Source organism: Streptomyces sp. YIM S03343 (assembly GCF_054729195.1).
This window is the reverse complement of record NZ_JBPUKX010000002.1, coordinates 673,446-695,318: the sequence shown is the minus strand read 5'-3', so window position 1 is coordinate 695,318 and position 21,873 is coordinate 673,446. Positions and strand designations below refer to the sequence as shown.

15 protein-coding genes and 1 pseudogene are annotated in these 21,873 nt (G+C 71.4%); 7 read left to right on the top strand and 9 right to left on the bottom strand.

Features of this window, described 5'->3' with window-relative positions; all coding sequences use genetic code 11:
* Window positions 1-56: 56 nt before the first annotated feature.
* Both ACSYGN_RS38835 and ACSYGN_RS38830 read left to right on the top strand, forming a co-directional pair.
* Window positions 57-692, top strand: coding sequence for a LysE/ArgO family amino acid transporter (locus tag ACSYGN_RS38835; protein ID WP_460405129.1), 636 nt, complete (start codon window positions 57-59; stop codon window positions 690-692).
* A 124-nt stretch (window positions 693-816) separates the two neighbouring features.
* Window positions 817-2,175, top strand: a complete 1,359-nt coding sequence (locus ACSYGN_RS38830; protein WP_460405127.1) for an MFS transporter — start codon at window positions 817-819, stop codon at window positions 2,173-2,175.
* Between the two features lie 25 nt (window positions 2,176-2,200).
* Here the strand turns inward: ACSYGN_RS38830 and ACSYGN_RS38825 are convergent, their stop codons facing one another.
* Window positions 2,201-2,656, bottom strand: a complete 456-nt coding sequence (locus tag ACSYGN_RS38825) for a cyclic nucleotide-binding domain-containing protein (protein WP_460405125.1) — start codon at window positions 2,654-2,656, stop codon at window positions 2,201-2,203.
* A 380-nt stretch (window positions 2,657-3,036) separates the two neighbouring features.
* On the opposite strand from ACSYGN_RS38825, the gene ACSYGN_RS38820 reads away from it, so the two are divergent.
* Together ACSYGN_RS38820 and ACSYGN_RS38815 are read left to right on the top strand one after the other, a co-directional pair.
* Window positions 3,037-3,255 (top strand): DUF5133 domain-containing protein, encoded by a 219-nt coding sequence (locus tag ACSYGN_RS38820; protein ID WP_460405124.1) that lies wholly within the window; start codon window positions 3,037-3,039, stop codon window positions 3,253-3,255.
* 73 nt (window positions 3,256-3,328) lie between these two features.
* Entirely contained in the window at window positions 3,329-3,766 is a 438-nt protein-coding gene (locus ACSYGN_RS38815) for a hypothetical protein (RefSeq protein ID WP_460405122.1), read from the top strand.
* 40 nt (window positions 3,767-3,806) lie between these two features.
* Here the strand turns inward: ACSYGN_RS38815 and ACSYGN_RS38810 are convergent, their stop codons facing one another.
* Window positions 3,807-6,062 carry an FUSC family protein gene (locus tag ACSYGN_RS38810; RefSeq protein WP_460405120.1) on the bottom strand — a complete coding sequence of 752 codons (2,256 nt, stop codon included), beginning with the start codon at window positions 6,060-6,062 and terminating at the stop codon, window positions 3,807-3,809.
* A gap of 121 nt (window positions 6,063-6,183) precedes the next feature.
* Window positions 6,184-7,557, bottom strand: coding sequence for an NAD(P)/FAD-dependent oxidoreductase (locus ACSYGN_RS38805; protein ID WP_460405118.1), 1,374 nt, complete (start codon window positions 7,555-7,557; stop codon window positions 6,184-6,186).
* A 487-nt stretch (window positions 7,558-8,044) separates the two neighbouring features.
* Between ACSYGN_RS38805 and ACSYGN_RS38800 the strand changes: the two genes are divergently transcribed.
* Entirely contained in the window at window positions 8,045-8,863 is an 819-nt protein-coding gene (locus tag ACSYGN_RS38800) for a methyltransferase domain-containing protein (RefSeq protein ID WP_460405116.1), read from the top strand.
* A 106-nt stretch (window positions 8,864-8,969) separates the two neighbouring features.
* On the opposite strand, the gene ACSYGN_RS38795 is transcribed toward ACSYGN_RS38800, so the two are convergent.
* The 6 genes from ACSYGN_RS38795 to ACSYGN_RS38770 form a co-directional block, all read right to left on the bottom strand.
* A complete protein-coding gene (locus tag ACSYGN_RS38795; RefSeq protein WP_460405114.1) occupies window positions 8,970-10,889 on the bottom strand; it encodes an AMP-dependent synthetase/ligase in 1,920 nt (639 codons plus the stop codon).
* A 150-nt stretch (window positions 10,890-11,039) separates the two neighbouring features.
* A complete protein-coding gene (glgB, locus tag ACSYGN_RS38790; protein WP_460405112.1) occupies window positions 11,040-13,250 on the bottom strand; it encodes a 1,4-alpha-glucan branching enzyme in 2,211 nt (736 codons plus the stop codon).
* 5 nt (window positions 13,251-13,255) lie between these two features.
* A complete protein-coding gene (locus ACSYGN_RS38785; RefSeq protein WP_460405788.1) occupies window positions 13,256-14,617 on the bottom strand; it encodes a maltokinase N-terminal cap-like domain-containing protein in 1,362 nt (453 codons plus the stop codon).
* A gap of 28 nt (window positions 14,618-14,645) precedes the next feature.
* On the bottom strand, window positions 14,646-16,364 hold the full coding sequence (gene treS, locus ACSYGN_RS38780) for a maltose alpha-D-glucosyltransferase (RefSeq protein WP_460405110.1): 1,719 nt from the start codon (window positions 16,362-16,364) through the stop codon (window positions 14,646-14,648).
* The gene (locus tag ACSYGN_RS38775; RefSeq protein ID WP_460405108.1) at window positions 16,361-18,370 is read right to left on the bottom strand and encodes an alpha-1,4-glucan--maltose-1-phosphate maltosyltransferase; all 2,010 of its coding nucleotides are present in this window, start codon (window positions 18,368-18,370) and stop codon (window positions 16,361-16,363) included. The genes treS and ACSYGN_RS38775 overlap by 4 nt, the downstream gene beginning before the upstream one ends.
* Window positions 18,371-18,446: 76 nt before the next feature.
* On the bottom strand, window positions 18,447-18,761 hold the full coding sequence (locus tag ACSYGN_RS38770) for a DUF5133 domain-containing protein (RefSeq protein WP_460405786.1): 315 nt from the start codon (window positions 18,759-18,761) through the stop codon (window positions 18,447-18,449).
* 234 nt (window positions 18,762-18,995) lie between these two features.
* Here ACSYGN_RS38770 and ACSYGN_RS38765 point away from each other — a divergent pair, with 234 nt between their 5' ends.
* Together ACSYGN_RS38765 and glgX are read left to right on the top strand one after the other, a co-directional pair.
* Window positions 18,996-19,511, top strand: coding sequence for a pep a2 (locus ACSYGN_RS38765; protein ID WP_460405106.1), 516 nt, complete (start codon window positions 18,996-18,998; stop codon window positions 19,509-19,511).
* A 23-nt stretch (window positions 19,512-19,534) separates the two neighbouring features.
* A pseudogene (gene glgX, locus ACSYGN_RS38760) lies at window positions 19,535-21,650 on the top strand (glycogen debranching protein GlgX); the annotation flags it as partial.
* Window positions 21,651-21,873: the final 223 nt, after the last annotated feature.

The following is a 21,873-nucleotide window of genomic DNA, read 5'->3' as shown; positions in this document are numbered from 1 at the left end:
TTACGTAAGAATCTTTAGCTGTACGCGCGGTGATCCGTTGCCTAACGTCGGACAGCGTGTCCCACGCCTCGTCCCATGCCTCCCTCGCCGCCGCTGCCGCCGGTTTCGGCACCGGTCTGTCCCTCATCGTCGCCATCGGCGCCCAGAACGCCTTCGTGCTGCGCCAGGGCATTCGCCGCGAAGCCGTCCTCACCGTCGTCGGCATCTGCGCCCTGTCCGACGTCGTCCTCATCGCGCTGGGTGTCGGCGGGGTCGGTGCCGTGGTGGTGGCCTGGCCGGGCGCGCTCAGCGCGGTGGGCTGGATCGGCGGCGCGTTCCTCGTCGGCTACGGCGCCCTCGCCGCCCGGCGGGTGCTCCGGCCCGCCAGAGACGCCCTGGACACCGGGGGCGAGGCGGCCGGGTCACGGCGGCGTGCGGTGCTCACCTGCCTGGCGATGACCTGGCTCAACCCGCACGTCTACCTCGACACCGTCTTCCTGCTCGGCTCCCTCGCCGCCGACCGGGGCGCGCTGCGCTGGACGTTCGGCCTCGGCGCCGTTCTCGCCAGCCTGTGCTGGTTCACAGCCCTCGGCTTCGGTGCCCGGCTGCTCGGCCGCTTCCTGTCCCGGCCCGCTGCCTGGCGGGTGCTGGACGGCCTGGTCGCCGCGACCATGATCACTCTGGGTGTCGTCCTGGCCGTGGGAGGTGTCTGACGGTCCGCCCCCCACGAGCGGCTGCGATAGTGAACCCTGGCTCGAAAGTTGTAACGAGCAACCACAACGAGCAACCACAACGAGCGACCACAACGAGCAACCAGGAAGAGCGACCAGGGAGACCGTGGACACCAGCGAGAGCAGTACGCAGTACGACCCGGAGGACGACGCACGCCCGGCGGAACCGGCCGACGCCCCGGTCGGCACCCAGGCCCATGGCCCCGCCGATGTTCTTGCCGATGCCCCGCGCCGCGGCTGGCGTCGCTGGGCGATGGACACCCACCCGCTGCGCCGCCTCGCCTACCGGCGGCTGTGGAGCTCGACCATCGTCACCTCGGTGGGCAGCCAGCTCACCGCCGTCGCCGTTCCCAAGCAGATCTACGACATCACCGGCTCCTCCGCCTGGGTCGGCTACGCCAGCCTGGCCGGTCTCGTGCCCATGGTGGCGTTCGCACTGTGGGGCGGGGCCGTGGCCGACAGCATGGACCGCCGCAGACTGCTGCTGATCACCAACGCCGGTATAGCGGTGACCTCGTTGCTGTTCTGGGTCCAGGCCGTCACCCGGCTCGACTCGGTGGCCGTCCTGATGCTGCTGCTCGCTCTCCAGCAGGCGTTCTTCGGCCTCAACTTCCCGGCTCGCAACGCCTCGATCGCCCGTCTGGTCCCGGCGGAGGAACTCGCCGCGGCCAACGCGCTCGGCTCCACGGTCATGCAGACCGGTCTCGTCCTCGGCCCGATGCTGGCGGGCGTCCTGATCCCGGTGATCGGGCTGCCCGAGCTGTATCTCGTCGACGCGCTGGCGCTGTGCGTCACCGTGTGGGCCGTCGTACGGCTGCCCGCACTGCCCCCGGCCGCGGGCACGGCCGTGCGCCGCGCCGGATGGCGGGAGATCGCCGCCGGGTTCCGTTACATCTCCCTGCACAAGGTGCTGCTGCTGTCCTTCCTGGCCGACATCATCGCCATGGTCTTCGGCATGCCGCGGGCGCTGTTCCCGGAGCTCGCCGCGCAGACCTACGGTTCCTACGGCGAGGGCTTCGCGCTCGGTCTGCTCTTCGCGGGCATCCCCGTCGGGGCGGTCCTCGGCGGGCTGTTCTCCGGCACGTTCTCGCGGGCGCGGCGGCACGGCTGGATGGTGATCGCCTCGGTGGCCGGCTGGGGCGTGGCCATCGCCGGGTTCGGACTGAGCCGCAGCCTCTGGGTCGCGGTGGCGTTCCTCGCCGCCGCCGGGGTGGCCGACATGGTGTCCATGGTGTTCCGCGGGGCGATCCTGCTGTCCGCCGCGACCGACGAGATGCGCGGCCGGATGCAGGGCGTGTTCACGGTCGTCGTCGCGGGCGGCCCCCGTCTCGCCGACGTGCTGCACGGCACGGCGGGCACGGCTTTCGGCACCCGTGCGGCCGTCACGGGCGGAGGTCTGCTGGTGGTCGCCCTCATGCTGGGCCTGGCCGCCGCGGTACCGGCGCTGCGGCGCTACCGGATCTGAGACCCGCGGCCACCGGTCCGGGCCGTCACGGGATACTGCGCCGCCGGGACGCGTAACTGTCCAGCAGCTTGCCCCGGGTGACCTCCAGCCGGTGGGCGAGGATCTCGGCCACCGTCCGCACCAGGGACAGCCCGAGCAGCGGATCCTCCACGGACAGCGCGAGCACCGCCGTCGCGTCGAACTCGTAGGCGCGTACAGGGCTGAAGGCCACCGCGCCGAAGTCCCATTCGTACGGCGGGAACAGCCACGACCACCCGAGCAGATCACCGGCGCCGAGACTGGCCACCGTCACCCGCTGGATCGCCGTCACCTTCTGGTCCAGGGAGACGGCGCCCGAGCGGATCACCCAGAAGCGGTCGGCGTTGCCCCCGGCCTCGAAGATCCTGGTGTCCTCCGGGAAGGAGACCTCCTTGGCCAGCTCCATCAGACGCTCGCGCTGCACCTGGGGGAGGGCGGACAGCAGTTTTATCGCTTTGGTCATGGCGCGGGGCTCCTCGCCGGCGATCGGTGGTTTCCACAGGCCCTCAACCCATTTCAGCCGCTGACGGCGCGCAGGGCCATTCGTGGGACGGTGTTGTTCCGGAAGGCATGGAAAAAGCCCTGGCTGGACGGGGGAGGCCAGCCAGGGCCGTCAGAGGTGATCGATGGGGGACCGTTTCGGTCGACCCCGTGACCACTTATGAATGAACAATAAACCACCCGTGAGTGTTTTTCGAACCCGGACCGGCCCCAAGTGACCGGTTTCACGTCAAAGGTGATGAATCATTGCCCGGCGACAACGTTTGAGGCCGGTGGGACCGGGCAGGTGCCAGCGGGGCGCACCGGCCTGCCGCCATCGCGCCCGTGACGGAGGAGTTGCCTATGTCGATGCCCATGCTGATGCCCCGCCCCGAGTTCCTGCGCAAGCTCGTGGACGAGTACGAGGCGCTCCAGGCCGGTGACGGGACCGCGGCCGCCACAGCGGAGCGGGCCGCACGACTGCGCGACTGCGCGTACACCCTGTGCGTCTTGACCGGCACCCGCGACGTGACCGGTGCCCTGGCGGCAGCGCGGCTGCGGCTCGTGGCGCCACACCCGTAGTCGAACGACGTTCCGTCGGGGGCGCCGCGCCGGTCGCAGGTGCAAGGCGCGCCGATCGGGGAACCCGCTCGGGATGAGCGACTACGAGATGAGCATGCCCCCGAACGACGACGAAGTGCGCGCCCACCTCGACCAGCTGCGGCAGTGGATGACCCCGGAGGACTACGCGCTGCTGCTCGGACTGCTCCGTCCCGCCCTGCGGGCGGTATGGGAACAGCGGTTCGACGACGCGGGGTTCGGGCCGGAGGACGAGCGCTCGGCCGGGGTCCCCCAGGATGTCCGGGACGCCGCCGCCCTTGTCGTGGCCACCGCCCTCACCGGCCGCCGCGACAATGTGGTGATCGAGATCCGCACCGAGGAGACCGGCCTCGTCAGGGTCGTCACCGACGCGACCAGCGCCCGGGACCCGGAACGACGCGAGGCGATCGCCGACTGTCTGCGCCGGCGACGGCGGGAGGACGACGAGCTGCGCGGCATCGCCGCGGCGAGCGGACTGCCGACGGACTTCTGACGACCGCGGCCGACCCGCTTCGGTACCGCCACTCGGTGCCTCAGCGTTCCTGTTCCTGTACGCGTACCCCCAGCGGTCTCGCCAGGCCCGTCACCGCTTCGTCCAGGCGCTGGAGATGCCGCAGCACCCGGTCGGTGACCCTGCCGTAGCGCGGGGTGTGGTACGAGCCGGGGCGCAGCAGGGCGGCGATGCTCGGGCCCGTCTCTACGGCTGCCCGGGCCCGCTTCCCGGAGACATGGGCCGTGATCGCCCCGATGTTCCCGAGGATGCGGTGTCCCGCCTCGCCCAGCCGGGGGTCGGCGGCGATGGACGGGTTGCCGGGCAGCAGTTCGGCGGTCGCGGCCAGGGAACGCGCGTGGTAGGCGCAGGTCTCCAGGAGCGCGACGACATAGCGGGCGGTGTCGCGCCGCGCCCGCAGCGGGGTGATCGGGTGGGTGAGCGGCTTGGTGGAGGCCCGCAGGTCGTCCAGCGCCTGGTCCAGATCGCGGGCTTGCTCAAGCAGTTCCACGGGAGGTCCGCCGCTGAGCTGGTCCAGCGCCGAGCCCGTGACGTCGTGGAGGCGGGCGAGGACCGTCGTGAGCAGTTCGTTCGTACGCCGGTCGGTGCGCACCGGCAGGATCACCGCCGCCGCGAGCACCCCGCAGGCCGCGCCCACGGCCGTTTCCTCGATCCGCAGCACGAGGACCGACAGGCTGTAGGTGTTGAGGAGCGTGTAGAGCAGGCCCAGTGACGCCGTGACGAAGAACGACATCAGCGTGTACGACAGCGGTGCCGTATAGAGCTCCGCGAACACGAACAGCAGCGCCAGCGCGAACGCCGTCACGGTGTGGTGCCCCACCAGACCGGCGAGAGCGATGCCCGCCACCACACCGAGCACCGTGCCCAGCAGCCGCCGGTAGCCCTTGACCAGGATCTCCCCGGTGGAGGAGGTGTTGATGAAGACGATCCAGCAGGTCAGCACCGCCCAGTACCAGCGCTGAGCGGACAGCAGCTCGCCGCCCACGATGGCGAGCGCCGAGCCCGCGGCCACCTGCGCGGCGGCCCGCGTGGTGGGGCGCTCGAGACCGCGCGGCCCGGACACCTTCGGCTCTTCCTCAGGGGCGTCGGCGAGGGCGGCGTCCTCCGCGTCCAGCTCCTCGCGGGAGCGTGACGTGGCGGGCGTGTCGTCGGACTCGTCCTGCGGCCCGTCCAGGGCGAGCCGCAGCCCGAGCACGGCACGCGCGGTCTCGCCGACGCCGCGGAAGACGTCCTGCACGGCGTCCGGGGCGTCGGGCAGACTCTCGTCGTCGCGGTAACCGAGCAGCCGGTTGCGCACCTGGGCGAGCCCCGTACCCAGCTCCGCGGACGCCGGCCACAGCACCAGCAGCCGCAGCGCCGCGAGGTCACGGTGCAGTGTGGCGACGGCCTTCTCCTGCCCCGGCAGCGCGCCGCCGACCGGCACGGCGGCACCCGGCAGATGCAGGGCGAGCGTGTCGGTGCGCTCGGCGCTGTGGGACCGCATCAGCAGCAGCCCGAGCCGCTCCTCCGCGATTTCCGCGTCCGCCACCCGCCGCTGCAGCAGACGGGCCACAGCGTCGTCGGACGTACCGTCCTCGAGACGGCCCTGGATCATCAGTGCGCTCTCGTGCAGCCTGCGCGTTCTGGTGCGCACCTCCGCCAGCGCCTTGTCGACCTCCGACGGCGCGGCGTCGAGCAGCACCGACTGGGCGTCGAGCAACTGCGCCAGCCGGGCCCGGAAGGCGCGCCGCAGCCGGCCGAGGGTGAGCGACGGCGACTGGGGCACAAGAACGAACCGTGCCACTGCGCTGCACCCGAACGCGACGGTGATCACCCCGTACAGCTCGGGCAGTGCCGCCACGCTCGCGCCGACGAAGAAGGAGAGGAAGTACACCTGGAAGCCGATCAGCCCCAGCGCCGTACCCCGGTCGCCGAACCGACGGCAGTACCCCGCGCTGAAGATCAGCACGATGAAGATGACGTCACCGGCCAGCGCATACGGAAGCAGCAGCGCGCCGAGCGACACCGACACCAGGGCCACCGCCAGACCCAGCGCCAGCGTGACGGCCTGCCGAGACCGCTCCTTCTCGCGGATCGCGAAGGTGGCCACCATGGTGGCCAATGCCCCCGTCACCAGATGGGGCACATCGGAACCCGCGAGGGTGAGCACCAGCAGGGTGAGCGTGACGGCGAACACCGTGCGCGCGCCCGCCGCGAGCCGCAGCAGCCCCGGGTCGGTCGCCGCGACCCGGGCCGGCAGCTTCGCCCGGACCGGCCGTCGTGCCGCCACTGTTCCCACGCCGCCGTACTCTCTCTCCCGCCGCCCGTCATGATCTCCGCCAGCCCCTGCCGGCCCGGCACGCCGGGTCCGACCTGCGACGGCTGCCCCCTGCGCCCGCCCTCCGACGGCGGTGCGGGTGCTACTTCCGGGGCTCGGCGGCGGCCAGGTGCTCCCGGACCTGTTCGGCGCTCATATAGGCGTCCGTGAACTCGAAGTCCTTCAGCCGGGTGGTCTTCTGGGACTGGAAGCCGGTGCGCACGAAATCGTCCCCCGCGATCGCGTTGAGCGTCCAGTTCGTCGCGACGCGGATCTTGGCGACGTTGGTGCGCATCGCCGCCCAGTGGTAGCCGCGTGCTGCGAACTGGGCCGGAAGACCGTGCAGTTCGACACCGAGCGGCTTCGCCACGGCGTCGTGCCCGCCCAGGTCGACGACCAGACCCAGATCCGCGTGGACGTACGGGGTGAGCGGCTCGCCGCGCAGGGTCGCGATGATGTTCTCGGCGGCCCTGCGGCCCTGCCGCATGGCGTGCTGGGCGGTGGGCGGGCAGATCGCGCCCTCCTGGTCCCTGGCCTCGTCGGGCACGGCGGCCGCGTCGCCGAGCGCGAACACCCCGTCGTGGCCGGGCAGCCGCATCTCGGCGTCGACCGCGAGACGGCCGCGCACCGTCTGAGCGCCGAGCGTCGCCATCAGCGGGCTCGCGGCCACCCCGGCCGTCCAGATCAGGGTGTGCGTGGGCACCACCCGCCCGTCGGTGAAGGTGACCTCCTCCCGCCCGGCCTTGGCGATGGACACCCCGAGCGAGATCTCGACACCGCGCCGCCGGAGGATCTCCGACGCACTGCGACCCAGCTTCTCGCCCAGCTCGGGCATCAGCTTCGGCGCGATGTCGATCAGATGCCACTTGATCAGCTTCGGATCGAGGCGCGGATAACGCCGGGCCGCCGCATGCGTCAGCTTCTGGAGGCACGCGGCCGTCTCGGTGCCCGCGTAACCGGCGCCGACCACCACGAACTGGAGCCGTGCGGTGCGCTCGGCCGGGTCGTCGCTGGCGTCGGCCAGATCGAGCTGGGAGATCACATGGTCGCGGATGTACGCCGCCTCGGCGAGCGTCTTCAGGCCGAAGGCGTGCTCGGTCAGACCCGGGATGTCGAAGGTGCGGGTCACACTGCCCGGGGCCAGCACGATGTAGTCGTAGGGCTCGTCCGCGACCTCGTCGGTGATCGTACGGACGACACAGACCTTCGCCTTCAGGTCCACGCCGATGGCGCCGCCCGGCAGGATCCGGGTGCGGTACCGCCTGCTGCGGCGCAGCGACACGGCGATCGACTGCGGGGTCAGCACACCGGAGGCGACCTGCGGCAGCAGCGGGAGATAGAGCTGGTAGGCGACGGGTGTCACCAGGGTGACGTCGGCCTCGTTCGGGGCGAGTCTGCGTTCGAGCCGGCGTACGCACTCGACTCCGGCGAAGCCCGCTCCGACCACCAGGATCCTCGGTCGTGTCACGGTGTCCATCCTTCCTGCGGCTCCGGGCGGTCTGCGTCGACACCGTCAGCGTGCCCCGAGATCGCCGGCTCGCACGTCCTCGATCCCACCGTGCCGCGCTCCGTCGCGCCAGTCGGCCAAGGTGGGCAGAAGAACAGGTGATCCCAGGATGCCCCCTCGTGGCGCGGAACGGCCGGTGCGCGAGCAAAACGCCACCCCTCACTCCGCTTAGGGCCTGTCGTCAGATTCCCGTCGTCCGCCCGAAGGGCGGGCCCGGCGGCGTCTGGTGTGTGCGATCGCAAGGCGCCGGAGCGCCCTCGCGGGGGTCCCCCCTGCTCGAGCGAAGCCGAGAGCTTGGGGGAGGAGCCACGTGGGCGTTTCGGCAACGCCGCCGGGGGCACCCCCTGCTCGCAGAGCTTGGGGGAGTGCGTGCCAGGCGTCGCCGGGCAGGCGGGAATGTGACGACAGGCCCTACTAGGGGCGCGTTCCGGGAAGCGTCCGCCGTAGAGTGCGCGCCATGGCGCACACCGAGCCCGTGGCGGGCTTCCAGAAGCGGAACATCGACCCCGGGACCGTGCCGCGGCTGGTCGCCGCCCTCGACCTTCAGGAAGCGAACGCGGGCGTACGACGGCTGCGCGACTGGTCCTACGAGGCCCTCGCGCCGGGCCTGGGGGAGCGCGCCCTCGACATCGGCTCCGGCACCGGCTCGCAGACCCGGATGCTCGCCGCCGCCGTAGGGGGTACCGGTACGGCTCTCGGGGTGGAACCCAACCCCGGGCTGCGGGCCGTCGCCGAGGAACGGGCCGTCGCCGTGGGCAGCACCGCGCGTTTCGCCGAGGGCGACGCGCTCGCGCTGCCGGTCGCCGGCGGCACGATCGACGTCGTCTGGTGCGAACGGCTGCTCCAGCATCTCGCGGAGCCCGAGCGGGCGGTCGCCGAGATGGCCCGGGTGCTGCGGCCCGGCGGGCGGGTGGCGCTGATCGACACCGACTGGGCGACCACCATCCTGCATCCCGGTGACCCGGAGCTCATGGCCGCGCTGGCCTCCGGCGCCCTCGCCGGGGCCGCCAACCCCTACTCCGGGCGGCGGCTGGTCGGGCAGCTGACCGCGGCCGGGTTCGTGATCGACGACCGCGGCTCGGAGTCCCTGCTCCAGGACCACACCTCGGTCGCCTGGCCACTGATCCGTATGCTCGGCGAGTCCGCGGTGCGCCGCGGCAATCTCACCGAGGCCCAGCGCGACAGGGCGTACGACGAACTCTCCCAGGCCGCCGACCAGGGTGCGCTGCACATGTCGGTGACGATGTTCGGCGTGGTGGCCCACCTGCCGGGGTGACGGCACCGGCCGCCGACGGCGTGTTCACCACGGCAGGAACACGCGGATCTCGTGCCCGCCGGGGTCGGTGACCATAGGGACCTGGTCGCAGAGGGCGCCTCCCGGGCTACCGGAACACGTTGTCCGAGGCGTCCCAGTCGGCCCACTCGGCAGACTCGTCCGGCACCGTGCGGGAACCGCGGGCGCGGGCCTGGTACATCGCGTCGATCTCGGCGGCGTAGTGCTGCACGACGGCGTCCCTGCGGAGCTTCATCGACGGTGTCAGCAGCCCGTTCGCCGGGTTGAACGGCTCGGTGAGCACCCGGAACACGCGGATCGACTCGGCCCGCGACACCACACTGTTGGCGGCCGCGACCGCCCGTGCGATCTCCTCCCGCAGCGCGTTCTCCTCCCGCGCCTCGCGCACCAGGGCGTCGCCCTGCATCGCCAGAGCCGCCCGCCAGTCCGCGAGGAACTCCGGGTCCAGGGTGATCAGCGCGCCGACGCAGGGCCGGTCGTCGCCGACGACCACCGCCTGATGGATGAGGGGATGCATCCGCAGCCGCTGCTCCAGCGCCGTCGGCGCCACGCTCGTACCGCCGCTGGTGATGATCACTTCCTTCTTGCGGCCCGTGATGGTCAGATACCCCTCCGGGTCCAGATGCCCCAGGTCGCCGGTGGCCAGCCAGCCGCCGCGCAGCACCGCCCGGGTCGCGGCCTCGTCGTTGACATACCCCTGGAACACCGAGGGCCCGCGCACCAGGATCTCCCCGTCGTCGGCGACCTCGATCTCGGTGCCCGGCAGGGGCTGCCCCACGGTGCCCGACTTCTCCCGGCCCGGCGGCTGCGCGGTGATGCCGCCGCCGGTCTCGGTGAGGCCGTAGCCGTCATGGACGAAGATGCCGATGCCCTCGAAGAAGAGGGACAGTTCACGGTTGAGGGGGGAGCCGCCCGAGGTTGCGCGGACGACTCTGCCGCCCAGCGCGGAACGCAGCCGCTTGTAGACCGTCCGCTCGTACAACGCGTGCTGGAGCCGCAGATCGAGGGCGGGGCCGGAGCCACGGCCCAGCCGCTGCCGCTCCAGCGCGGCGGCGAAGTCCCGGGCGGTCTCCGCGGCCCGCTCGAACAGGGCGCCGCGGCCCGACTGCCGGGCGGTGTGCAGATACGTCTTGTACAGCTTCTCGAACAGGGACGGCACGCCGTACAGATACGTGGGCCGGAAGGAGCGCAGCGCCGAGGACAGCGCGGTGTCGGTCATCTCCGGCTGATGGGCCATCAGCAGCCCGCCGCGCACACACAGCCCCTGGATCATCAGCCCGTACACATGGGAGAACGGCAGGAACGCCAGCACCGACGGCTGCTCGCCCGGCTGGGCCGCGGTGTGCCCCCAGCCCGCGAGCAGGGTGTCGCAGGGCGCGGCCAGATTGCGGTGGCTCAGCGCGCAGCCCATCGCGCGGCCCGAGGAGCCGGAGGTGTAGGTGACGGCGGCCGTGGAGTCCGGCAGCACGATCCTGCGCAGCGACTCCACGGTGGTGACCGGTATGTAGGTGCCGCGCTCCACCAGGTGTTCCAGCGCCCCGTCGTCGAGCTGCCACACATGCCGCAGCAGCGGCAGCCGCGCGCAGACGGTGCCGATGGTCATGACGCCCTGCTCGTCCTCGACCACCACCGCCACACAGCGGGAGTCCCGCAGGATCCACTCCACCTGTTCGCGCGCGGACGTGGGGTGGATGGGGACGAGTTCCGCTCCGACCGTCCACAGCGCATGGCTGAGCACCGTCCACTCGTACCGGGTGCGCGCCATGATCGCCACGCGGCTGCCGGGCGAGATCCCGCAGGCGACCAGCCCCTTGGCCACGTCCACGACCTCGTCCCGCAGCTCCCCGGCCGTCACGGTCTCCCACTCGGGCGGGGAACCGCCGGTGCGGCGCGCCACCATGGGCAGCGCAGGGTCGCGGGCCGCCTGGTCGAAGAGGCCGTCGGCGAGCCCGCCGGTGTGAGAAGGGGCCGCCGGGGCGCCTGCCGGAGCGAGGGCGAAGTCGCGCATGCACTGCTCCCGTGGTGTACGGAGTGTGACTCCGCCGAACGTTACTGTGTCGACGGTGCTCGAATGTAGCCCAGGTGGCGTCTTTCGGTGTCCGGAACGTTGAAGCCGGACGACTTCTGATCTTCTTTTCCGACCGTCACACGTTGGATGTCACCGCACGTCGCGTGTCAGCCACAGCGTGGCGAGGGGCGGCAGGGTGAGCCGGATGCCTCCGTTCTCCGGTTTGACCGGATCGGGGTTGACGACGTCGCCGCCGCCGTAGCGGGCGGCGTCGGTGTTGAGGATCTCGTTCCAGGCCGGTACGTCGCCGGGGACCTCGAGGCGGTAGTCGTGGCGGACCGCCGGGGAGAAGTGGGACACCGCGAGCAGCGGGTTCCCTGCGGTGTCGTAGCGCAGGAAGGCGAAGACGTTGTCGTCGGCCGAGTGGCACGCCACCCACCTGAACCCGCCCGGGTCGCTGTCCCGCTGCCACAGGCAGGGGTGCGCGTGGTACAGGGAGTTGAGGTCGCGGACCAGGTCGCGTACGCCGCGGTGGTCCGGCTCTGCGTCGTAGGCCGGGTCGAGCAGCCACCAGTCCGGCCCGTGGGCGTGGTCCCATTCGGCGCCCTGGGCGAACTCCTGCCCCATGAAGAGGAGTTGCTTGCCGGGGTGGGCCCACATGAAGCCCAGGTAGGCGCGGTGGTCGGCGCGGCGCTGCCACCAGTCGCCGGGCATCTTGGAGACCAGTGCCTGCTTGCCGTGCACCACTTCGTCGTGCGAGATCGGCAGGACGTAGTTCTCGCTGTACGCGTAGACCATCGCGAAGGTCATCTCGTGGTGGTGGTACTTGCGGTGCACCGGCTCGTGGCTCATGTACTGGAGCGAGTCGTGCATCCAGCCCATGTTCCACTTCAGTCCGAAGCCCAGACCCCCGCTGTCCGTCGGCCGCGTCACACCGTCCCAGGCGGTGGACTCCTCGGCGATGGTGACCACGCCCGGCGCCCTGCGGTACACGGTGGCGTTCATCTCCTGGAGGAACGCCACAGCGTCCAGGTCCTCCCGGCCGCCGAACACATTCGGGGTCCACTGGCCCGAGTCGCGCGAGTAGTCCAGGTAGAGCATCGAGGCCACGGCGTCCACCCGCAGCCCGTCGATGTGGAACTCCTCGCACCAGTACACGGCGTTCGCCACCAGGAAGTTGCGCACTTCGGTCCGGCCCAGGTCGAACTCGTAGGTGCCCCAGTCCGGATGCTCGGCCCGCTGCTCGTTCCCCGGCTCGTAGAGCGGTTCCCCGTCGAAGCGGGCCAGCGCCCAGTCGTCCTTGGGGAAGTGCGCGGGCACCCAGTCCATGATCACGCCGATCTCCGCCCGGTGCAGGGCGTCGATCAGGAACCGGAAGTCGTCGGGGGAGCCGAGCCGGGAGGTGGGCGCGTAGAAGCCGGTGACCTGGTAGCCCCAGGAGCCGCCGAAGGGATGCTCGGCCGGAGGCATCAGCTCGACATGTGTGAAGCCCAGGTCCTTGACGTACGGGGGCAGTTGCTCGGCGAGCTGGCGGTAGGTCAGTCCATGGCGCCAGGACGGCAGATGGACCTCGTACACCGAGAACGGCGCCTCGTGCACCGGGACGTCCCCGCGATGCGCCAGCCATTCCGCGTCGCCCCACTCGTGGTGCGAGGCGGTCACCACGGACGCCGTGTCCGGGGGCACCTCGGTGCGGCGGGCCATCGGGTCGGCCTTGAGGAAGCGGTCGCCGTGCCGTGAGGTGATCTGGAACTTGTAGCGGGTGCCCTCGCCGATGCCCGGCATGAACAGCTCCCACACCCCCGACGCCCCCATCGACCGCATCGGGAACGCGGTGCCGTCCCAGCAGCTGAAGTCCCCGGCCACCCGCACCCCTTGCGCGTTGGGCGCCCATACGGTGAACCGGGTGCCGGCCACGCCCTGGTGGGTCATCGGCTCGGCGCCCAGCGCCCGCCACAGCTGCTCGTGGCGTCCCTCGCGGATCAGATGCAGATCCGTCTCGCCGATGGCGGGCAGGAAGGCGTACGGGTCGTGCGTCTCCTGCGGGCCGCCCTCCTCGTACTCCACCCGCAGGGTGTACGACGAGGGGATCGCGGTGAGCGGCAGGAGCGCCGAGAACAGGCCGTCGTCCTCGGAGACCAGCGGCCGGGGTGTGCCGTCGACGACGACGGCGACGGCGCGGGCGAACGGGCGCAGCGCCCGGAAGGCGATCCCGCCGGGCACCGGGTGCGCGCCCAGCAGGGCGTGCGGATCGTGATGGGCGCCGTACAGCAGCCGCGCACGGTCGTCGGCGGCCAGCGGTGGGGCGGCGGCCGGGACGGGCCCGGCCGACTCGGTCGGTGACGTGTCGCGCAGGGCCACGGGGATCAACCTCCTCGGGCGGCGAGGCGTTCGATCGCCGCCATGGGTACGGGAAGCCAGTCGGGGCGGTTCCTGGCTTCGTAGACGACTTCGTAGACCGCCCGGTCGGTCTCGTGGGCACGCAGCAGGGCGTGCGTCTGGCGCGGGTCCCAGCCGGCCCGCGCCGCGTAGCCCGCGCAGTACGCGGTGCGGCAGCGGCCCGCCCATTCGGGGCGCCACGGGCGGCGCTGCCGGGCCGCGTAGTCGAAGGAGCGCAGCATGCCCGCGATGTCCCGCACCGGGGACTGGGGTGCGCGCCGTTCGGCGAGCGGGCGGGACGGCTCGCCCTCGAAGTCGATGACGAACCACTCGCGCCCGGCCCGCAGCGCCTGACCGAGGTGCAGATCGCCGTGGATGCGCTGGGCGGGCGGCCCGCCGTCGCAGCCGGCGAGCGCGGTGAAGGCGGTGTGCAGCCGGGTGACGTACGGCCGCAGCGCCGGTACGGCGTGGGCGGCGGCGTCCAGCCGGGCGGCCATCGCCACCGCCGTGTGCCCGTGCTCGGCGCCGCCTCCGGTGGGGAACGCGGTGGCCAGGGCCAGGTGCACATCGGCGGTGGCCTCGCCGAGTTCGCGGGCGGCGCCGGTGAAGTCGTCACCGGCGGCCAGCGCGTCCAGGGCGAGGGTCCAGCCGTCGGAGGCGCCGGGCAGATACGGCTGGAGGACGCCCAGCGTGGCGCCGTGCGCTCCGGTGGTGCGGAACCAGGCGACCGGGGCGGGGACCCGTCCGCAGCCCTGCGCGGCCAGCGCGCCCGGGACTTCCAGGTCCGGGTTGACGCCGGGCTGGATACGGCGGAACAGCTTGAGGATGAGCTCCTCGCCGTACACCAGCGAGGAGTTGGACTGCTCGGCGCCCAGCAGCCGCGGTGCGAGCCCGCCGGGCACCCGGGCCCCGGGTGCCGTCTCGAAGCGCAGCGGGCCGATCTGGCCGGGACGGCGCAGCCGTTCGAGGAGCAGGGCCGTCGAGCGCGGGTCGTGCAGGGCGTCGTAGATCACCTTGCCGGCCAGCGGTCCCCGGGGGGCGCGCCCGATGAGGGAGCGGGCGAGGCGCGGTGTGAGGTGGTCGCCGACACCGAGCAGCAACTGGTAGCAGTCCCCCTGCGGGGGAGCGCCGCCGGGGGCGGGGACCGCGGGCTGCCCGGTGTGGATCAGCAGATGCAGACAGCCCGGGAACAGCTCGGTCGCCGACAGCACGCTGAGATCGCTGACGGGCCGGTCCTTCCCGGCGAACCAGCGCTGCCGCGGCAGCCACTCGCGCAGCAGCTCCGCGAGCGAGGGCAGAGGCCCGGCCGGACCGGTGCTTCTCGGGGCGAGGGTGACGGTCTTCGGCATGGTCACGCGTCCTTTCCTCGGGGCGCGGTCAACGGCGCCGGCCGATGCGGGAGGCGACTCGGGAGAGCCGGAACCAGTAGAAGCCGTGGCCTGCGAGGGTCAGCAGATACGGCAGCTCGCCGATGGCCGGGAACCGCACGCCGCCGATGAGTTCGACGGGGTGCCGCCCCTCGTAGGCGCGCAGGTCCAGTTCGGTGGGCTGCGCGAACCGGGAGAAGTTGTTGACGCACAGGACCAGGTCGTCCTTGCACTCCCTGAGAAACGCCAGAACGGCCGGGTTGGAGGAGGGCAGTTCGGTGTAGGAGCCGAGTCCGAAGGCGTGGTTCTGTTTGCGGATCTCGATCATGCGGCGGGTCCAGTGCAGCAGGCTGGAGGGCGAGGACATGGAGGCCTCGACGTTGGTGACCTGGTAGCCGTGGACGGGGTCCATGATCGTGGGCAGGAAGAGGCGGCCGGGGTCGCAGGAGGAGAAGCCGGCGTTGCGGTCGGGGGTCCACTGCATGGGGGTGCGGACGGCGTCGCGGTCGCCGAGCCAGATGTTGTCGCCCATGCCGATCTCGTCGCCGTAGTAGAGGATCGGGCTGCCGGGCAGGGCGAGGAGCAGGGCGGTGAAGAGTTCGATCTGGTTGCGGTCGTTGTCGAGGAGGGGGGCGAGACGGCGGCGGATGCCGATGTTGGCGCGCATCCGCGGGTCTTTCGCGTACTCGGCCCACATGTAGTCGCGTTCCTCGTCGGTGACCATCTCCAGGGTGAGCTCGTCGTGGTTGCGCAGGAAGATGCCCCACTGGCAGTTGGACGGGATGGCGGGGGTCTTGGCGAGGATCTCGGAGACGGGGTAGCGGGACTCGCGGCGCACCGCCATGAAGATGCGGGGCATGACAGGGAAGTGGAACGCCATGTGGCACTCGTCGCCGCCGCTGGAGTAGTCGCCGAAATAGTCGACCACGTCCTCCGGCCACTGGTTCGCCTCCGCCAGCAGCACCGTGTCCGGGTAGAGGGCGTCGATCTCGCGGCGGACGCGGCGCAGGAAGGCGTGTGAGGCGGGCAGGTTCTCGCAGTTGGTGCCCTCGGCCGCGTACAGATAGGGGACGGCGTCCAGCCGGAAGCCGTCGATGCCGAGGTCCAGCCAGAACTTCAGCGCGGCCAGGATCTCCTCCTGCACGGCCGGGTTCTCGTAGTTGAGGTCCGGCTGGTGGGAGAAGAACCGGTGGAAGTAGTACTGGCCGCGGACCGGGTCGTGGGTCCAGTTGGACACCTCGGTGTCGACGAAGATGATCCGTGCGTCGGGATAGCCGGTGTCGTCGTCGGCCCACATGTAGTAGTCCCCGTACGGGCCGTCGGGGTTCTTGCAGGACTCCAGGAACCACGGGTGCTGGTCGCTGGTGTGGTTCATGACGAAGTCGATGATGACGCGCATGCCGCGCTGGTGGGCGGCGTCCACGAACTCCACGAAGTCGGCGAGGTCGCCGAACTCGGGCAGCACGGCGGTGTAGTCGGAGACGTCGTAGCCGCCGTCCCGCAGGGGGGACTTGAAGAACGGCGGCAGCCACAGGCAGTCCACGCCGAGCCACTGGAGATAGTCGAGCTTGGCGGTCAGGCCCCTGAGGTCGCCGACGCCGTCACCGTCGCTGTCCTGGAAGGAACGGACGAGAACCTCGTAGAAGACGGCGCGCTTGAACCAGTCCGGGTCCCGGTCCTTGGCCGGGGTGTCCTGGAACGTGTCGTGCACGGGTTCGTTGACGGTCATGGCGCGTTCGACCCTCCGTTCTGCGGCGCGGCGGCGGACGGACGCCCGACGTGGAGCACATGTGCCGGGGCCCGGCCGGGCTCCAGGCACACATAGCTGGTGCTGCCCCATTGATAGGTGTCACCCGTCAGTTCGTCGTGCACCGGCACCGAGTCGTACCGGTGGAGTCCGAGGTGCGTCATGTCCAACGAGACCGTCGCCTCCTGGGTGCGGTGCGGATCGAGGTTCGCCACGACCAGGACGGCGTCCTGACCGGTGCGTTTGCTGTACGCGATCACGGCGTCGTTGTCCGTGTGATGGAAGCGCAGATTCCGGAGCTGCCTCAGCGCCGGGTGGCGGCGCCGGACGTCGTTGAGGCGTTCGATCAGAGGCGCGATGCTGCGTCCCTCGCGTTCGGCGCTCTCCCAGTCGCGGGGCCGGAGCTGGTACTTCTCCGAGTCCAGATACTCCTCGCCGCCCTCGCGGACCGGGGTGTTCTCGCACAGTTCGTAGCCGCTGTAGATACCCCATGTGGGGGACAGGGTGGCGGCGAGCACGGCACGGAGCTCGAAGGCCGCGCGTCCGCCGTGCTGGAGGAACGCGTGCAGGATGTCGGGGGTGTTGACGAAGAGATTCGGCCGCATGTACGCCGCCGCCTCACCCGACAATTCGGTCAGGTACTCGGTGAGCTCCTGCTTGCTGGTGCGCCAGGTGAAATAGGTGTACGACTGCTGGAAGCCGATCTGCCCCAGGGTGTGCATCATCGCCGGGCGGGTGAATGCCTCCGCCAGGAACACCACGTCCGGGTCGGTGCGGGCGATCTCGCCGAGCACCCGCTCCCAGAACACCACCGGCTTGGTGTGCGGATTGTCCACCCGGAAGATCCGCACCCCCGTGCTCATCCAGTGCCGCAGCACCCGCAGCGTCTCCGTGACCAGCCCGTCCATGTCCGCGTCGAACGCGATCGGATAGATGTCCTGGTACTTCTTCGGCGGGTTCTCCGCGTAGGCGATGGTGCCGTCCGGGCGGTGGTGGAACCACTCCGGGTGCTTGTCCACCCACGGATGGTCCGGCGAGCACTGCAGCGCGAAGTCCAGGGCGACCTCCAGGCCCAGTTCCCGCGCCCGCTGAACGAACCAGGCGAAGTCCTCCAGGGTGCCCAGGCGCGGGTGCACGGCGTCGTGCCCGCCCTCCGGCGAGCCGATCGCCCACGGCACCCCCACGTCCTCCGGGCCGGCGGACAGCGCGTTGTTGCGGCCCTTGCGGAACGTCGTCCCGATCGGGTGGATGGGCGGCAGGTAGACCACGTCGAAGCCCATCCGCGCGATCGCCTCCAGCCGGCGGGCCGCGGTGCGGAACGTGCCGTGCGGTTCGGCGGCCGTGCCCTCCGAGCGGGGGAAGAACTCGTACCAGGACCCGAACAGCGCCCGTTCCCGCTCCACCTGCAGCGGCAGCGGCTCGGAGGCGGTCACCAGCTCCCGCAGCGGATGCCGGGCCAGCACCGCGTCCACCTCCGGCGTCAGCGCCGCCGCCAGCCGCGTCGCCACCGGGAGCGAGTCGTCGTCCAGAGTCGCCGCCGCGGCGAGCACCACGGCACGCCCGGGACCCTCGGGTACCCCGGCACCCGCACGGCGGTGCAGAGCGGCGCCCTCCTCCAGCACCAGCCCCGTGTCGATACCGGCCGGGACCTTGACGCACGCCACCCCGCGCCAGGTGGCCACCGGGTCGCCCCACGCCTCCACGTGATACGTCCACCGGCCGGTCCGGTCCGGGGTGACCTCGGCGCCCCACCGGTCGCTGCCGGGGGCCAGCTCCCGCATCGGCGCCCAGGGGCCGGGGCGGCCGTCGGGATCGGTGAGGACGGCATTGGCTCCCACGGCGTCATGGCCCTCGCGGAAGACGGTGGCCGAGACCTCGAAGGTCTCCCCGGGCACCGCCTTCGCGGGCCGCCTGCCGCACTCCACGGCGGGCCGGACGTCCCGTACCGGAACACGGCCGATGGCCGGGGCGGCTGAAACAGCGCTCATGGTCACACCTCCGTCGTACCGGAGGCCGGGCACCATGCCCGGCCGGGGAAACCAACCTCGGTGCGCCGAACGGGCGCTACCGTCCTGCCGCCGGACGCCGCTCACTTCTGCGGCGCCGTCTGCCCGCGCCCCGGGCCCGGAGCCGTCTGCCCTGTTCCCCAGGGCGCTCCCGCTCCCGGAGACAGGCGATCGGACCGGCGCCCAGATACCGCTCCGCCGCGTCCGCGGCCTCGCGGGCGCAGCGCTTGCCCATGAGCACGCACAGGGTGTACCCCGAGTCCTCGAAGACCGTCCGCACGGCGCGGTCGGCCGGCGAGGCGAGCATCAGCCGTTCCCAAGCCCGGTACCGGCGCAAGTGCCGGGCGACTTCGGCTTTGGCGGGTAGGAGCATGTCACTCATGGTGCATGTGTGATGACCCACCGTCTTGTTGGCTATTCAAGCACCGACACTCGTTCACACGGACGGCGCTGGAACTGGGGCATCCGGGGCTCGTGTTGCACGAATGGCGTAGCAACCGCACTGTGGAGGTGACTCAGAAGCGATCACCGCTCACGCTTCGTGTTCGGGACCCTGGTCCCACGGGTGAGAGGAAGCGGGAGCTTCGCCGGTGAGGAGCCAACGACGATGAAGACCGCAGTGCCGTGCTACTACCACCTCGACGTGGAAGTGAGCCCCGAGCGCGTCGGGCAGGTCGGCCGCATCCTGGCCGCCCATCTTCGCTACTGGGACCTGGAGAACCTCGTCGAACCCGTCCGCAGCGGCGCCGAACTGCTGCTGCGCGCCATCGACGAACACGCCACCGACAAGCAGATCTCGATCGAGATGTGGTGGAACCGCCAGCATCTGATCACCGCGATCGGAGGCGACGACCGCGATCTGCGCCCCCACCACGATCTGCGCGGCTGCCTCGCCTGGATCGCCGCGATGAGCGACGGCTGGGGCTGCTGCGCCGCAGAGACCGGCAGCAAGATCATCTGGTTCTCGCAGCGGGCCCGCAGCGGCGAACGCATGCCGCTCGTCCCGACCGGCCCCGAGCCCGTCACGACCGAGGGGCTGCAGCTGCCCCGCGAGCTCCCGCTGGTCGCGCTGGCCGCCTCGGCCGCCCCGGCGCCGGACGGCGTCCTGGAGGTCGCCCGGTGACCGCGCGTCCGAAGCGCGTAGGGGTGCCCGCGTGGAGCGGGCGCCCCTACCCGTTGGGCGCCTGCTACGACGGCGACGGCACCAACTTCGCCCTGTTCAGCGAGGTCGCGGAGGCCGTCGACCTGGTCCTGGTGGACGACGCCGGGGCCGAGACCCGTATCCCGCTGACCGAGGCCGACGGCTTCGTCTGGCACGGGTATCTGCCCGCCGTCGGCCCGGGCCTGCGCTACGGCTACCGGGTGCACGGCCCCTGGGACCCCGGCCTCGGCCACCGCTGCAATCCGGCCAAACTGCTCCTCGACCCGTACGCCAAGGCCGTGGACGGCGGGATCGAGAACCATCCCTCGCTCTACGAGCGCGCCCCGACCGGCCCCTCGCGCGCCGACAGCGCCGGGCACACCATGCTCGGCGTCGTCACCGACCCGTCCTCCTTCGACTGGGGCGACGACCGCCCGCCGAGCCGGTCCTACGCGGACAGCGTGATCTACGAGGCCCATGTCCGCGGCCTCACCCGCACCCACCCCGCCGTCCCGGAGCGGCTGCGCGGCACCTACGCCGGCCTCGCCCACCCCGCGGTCCTGGAGCATCTGACCTCACTCGGGGTGACCGCCGTGGAGCTGATGCCGGTGCACCAGTTCGTGCACGACGGCGTCCTGACGGACCGCGGCCTCACCAACTACTGGGGCTACAACACCATCGGCTACTTCGCCCCGCACAACGGCTACGCCGCCTCCGGCACCCGCGGACAGCAGGTCGACGAGTTCAAGGCGATGGTCAAGGCGATGCACGCCGCGGGTCTCGAGGTCATCCTCGACGTCGTCTACAACCACACCGCCGAGGGCAATGAGCTGGGCCCGACGCTGTCCTTCCGCGGTATCGACAACGCCGCCTACTACCGCCTCGTGGACGGCGACTGGGGCCACTACTACGACACCACGGGCACCGGCAACAGCCTGCTGATGCGCCACCCCTATGTGCTCCAGCTCATCATGGACTCGCTGCGCCACTGGGTGACCGAGATGCATGTCGACGGCTTCCGCTTCGACCTCGCCGCCACCCTGGCACGGCAGTTCCACGAGGTGGACCGGCTCTCGGCGTTCTTCGACCTCATCCAGCAGGACCCGGTGATCAGCCGCGTCAAGCTCATCGCCGAGCCCTGGGACGTGGGCGAGGGCGGCTACCAGGTGGGCAACTTCCCGCCCCTGTGGTCCGAGTGGAACGGCAAGTACCGTGACGCCGTACGGGACTTCTGGCGTACCGAGCCGCACTCCCTCGCCGAGTTCGCCTCCCGCCTCACCGGCTCCGCCGACCTCTACCAGCACACCCGGCGCCGCCCGCGCGCCAGCGTCAACTTCGTCACCTCGCACGACGGTTTCACTCTGCGCGACCTCGTCTCGTACAACCACAAGCACAACGAGGCCAACGGCGAGGACAACCAGGACGGCGAGCACCACAACCGCTCCTGGAACTGCGGCGCCGAGGGCGACACCGACGACCCCGCGATCCTCGAACTGCGCACCCGCCAGCAGCGCAATCTGCTCGCCACCCTGCTGCTCTCCCAGGGCATCCCCATGCTCGGCCACGGCGACGAACTCGGCCGCACCCAGCACGGCAACAACAACGCCTACTGCCAGGACAACGACGTCTCGTGGATCGACTGGAAGCTGACGGAAGAACAGCAGGCCCTCAGGGACTTCACCCGCTATGTCGTCGGGCTGCGCGCGGCCCACCCGGTGCTGCGCCGCCGCCGCTTCTTCCGCGGCGCCCCCGCGCCCCGGTCCCGGCGCCAACTGCCCGACCTGGCCTGGCTGAGGCCCGACGCCCACGTCATGACGGAACGGGACTGGGAGAGTTCCGACGCACACTCCGTCGCCGTGTTTCTCAACGGCGACGCCATCGCCGAACCCGACCACCGGGGCGGGCGGGTGGTCGACGACTCCTTCCTGCTGCTGCTCAACAGCCACTGGGAGCCCGTCGACTTCCTGCTTCCCGACCACACCTACGGCGAGCGGTGGACGGCGCTGATCGACACCGCCGATCCGCAGGCCGTACCGGACGAGACGGAGCACAAGGCGGACACCGTCACGACGGTCGGCGCGCGCAGCCTCGTCCTGCTGACCCGGCCGTCGCGGCCGGAGGGTGGGGCCGGCTCGACGGGCGGTTCGACGAGCGGTTCGCGGTCGGGTGCGAAGGCCGCTCGGCGGGCCGTCGGCGCGGCATCGGGCGCGAAGCCCGGGTCGAAAACCGGGTCGAAGTCCGGCCCGAAGTCCGGCTCGAATTCCGGGTCCCGGGCGGATTCCGGTACGGAGCCGAGCGAGTTGAGCGAGGCGGCCGGGGCGCTCGACGGAGAGAAGGCGGGCGC

Excerpts from the sequence above, each read along its gene's own strand:
- ACSYGN_RS38825 (WP_460405125.1), bottom strand. The coding sequence starts at position 2,656 with ATGACCAAAGCGATAAAACTGCTGTCCGCCCTCCCCCAGGTGCAGCGC.
- ACSYGN_RS38820 (WP_460405124.1), top strand. The coding sequence starts at position 3,037 with ATGTCGATGCCCATGCTGATGCCCCGCCCCGAGTTCCTGCGCAAGCTC.
- ACSYGN_RS38815 (WP_460405122.1), top strand. The coding sequence starts at position 3,329 with ATGAGCGACTACGAGATGAGCATGCCCCCGAACGACGACGAAGTGCGC.
- ACSYGN_RS38805 (WP_460405118.1), bottom strand. The coding sequence starts at position 7,557 with ATGGACACCGTGACACGACCGAGGATCCTGGTGGTCGGAGCGGGCTTC.
- ACSYGN_RS38800 (WP_460405116.1), top strand. The coding sequence starts at position 8,045 with ATGGCGCACACCGAGCCCGTGGCGGGCTTCCAGAAGCGGAACATCGAC.
- ACSYGN_RS38795 (WP_460405114.1), bottom strand. The coding sequence starts at position 10,889 with ATGCGCGACTTCGCCCTCGCTCCGGCAGGCGCCCCGGCGGCCCCTTCT.
- ACSYGN_RS38785 (WP_460405788.1), bottom strand. The coding sequence starts at position 14,617 with ATGCCGAAGACCGTCACCCTCGCCCCGAGAAGCACCGGTCCGGCCGGG.
- treS (WP_460405110.1), bottom strand. The coding sequence starts at position 16,364 with ATGACCGTCAACGAACCCGTGCACGACACGTTCCAGGACACCCCGGCC.
- ACSYGN_RS38775 (WP_460405108.1), bottom strand. The coding sequence starts at position 18,370 with ATGAGCGCTGTTTCAGCCGCCCCGGCCATCGGCCGTGTTCCGGTACGG.
- ACSYGN_RS38770 (WP_460405786.1), bottom strand. The coding sequence starts at position 18,761 with ATGCTCCTACCCGCCAAAGCCGAAGTCGCCCGGCACTTGCGCCGGTAC.
- ACSYGN_RS38765 (WP_460405106.1), top strand. The coding sequence starts at position 18,996 with ATGAAGACCGCAGTGCCGTGCTACTACCACCTCGACGTGGAAGTGAGC.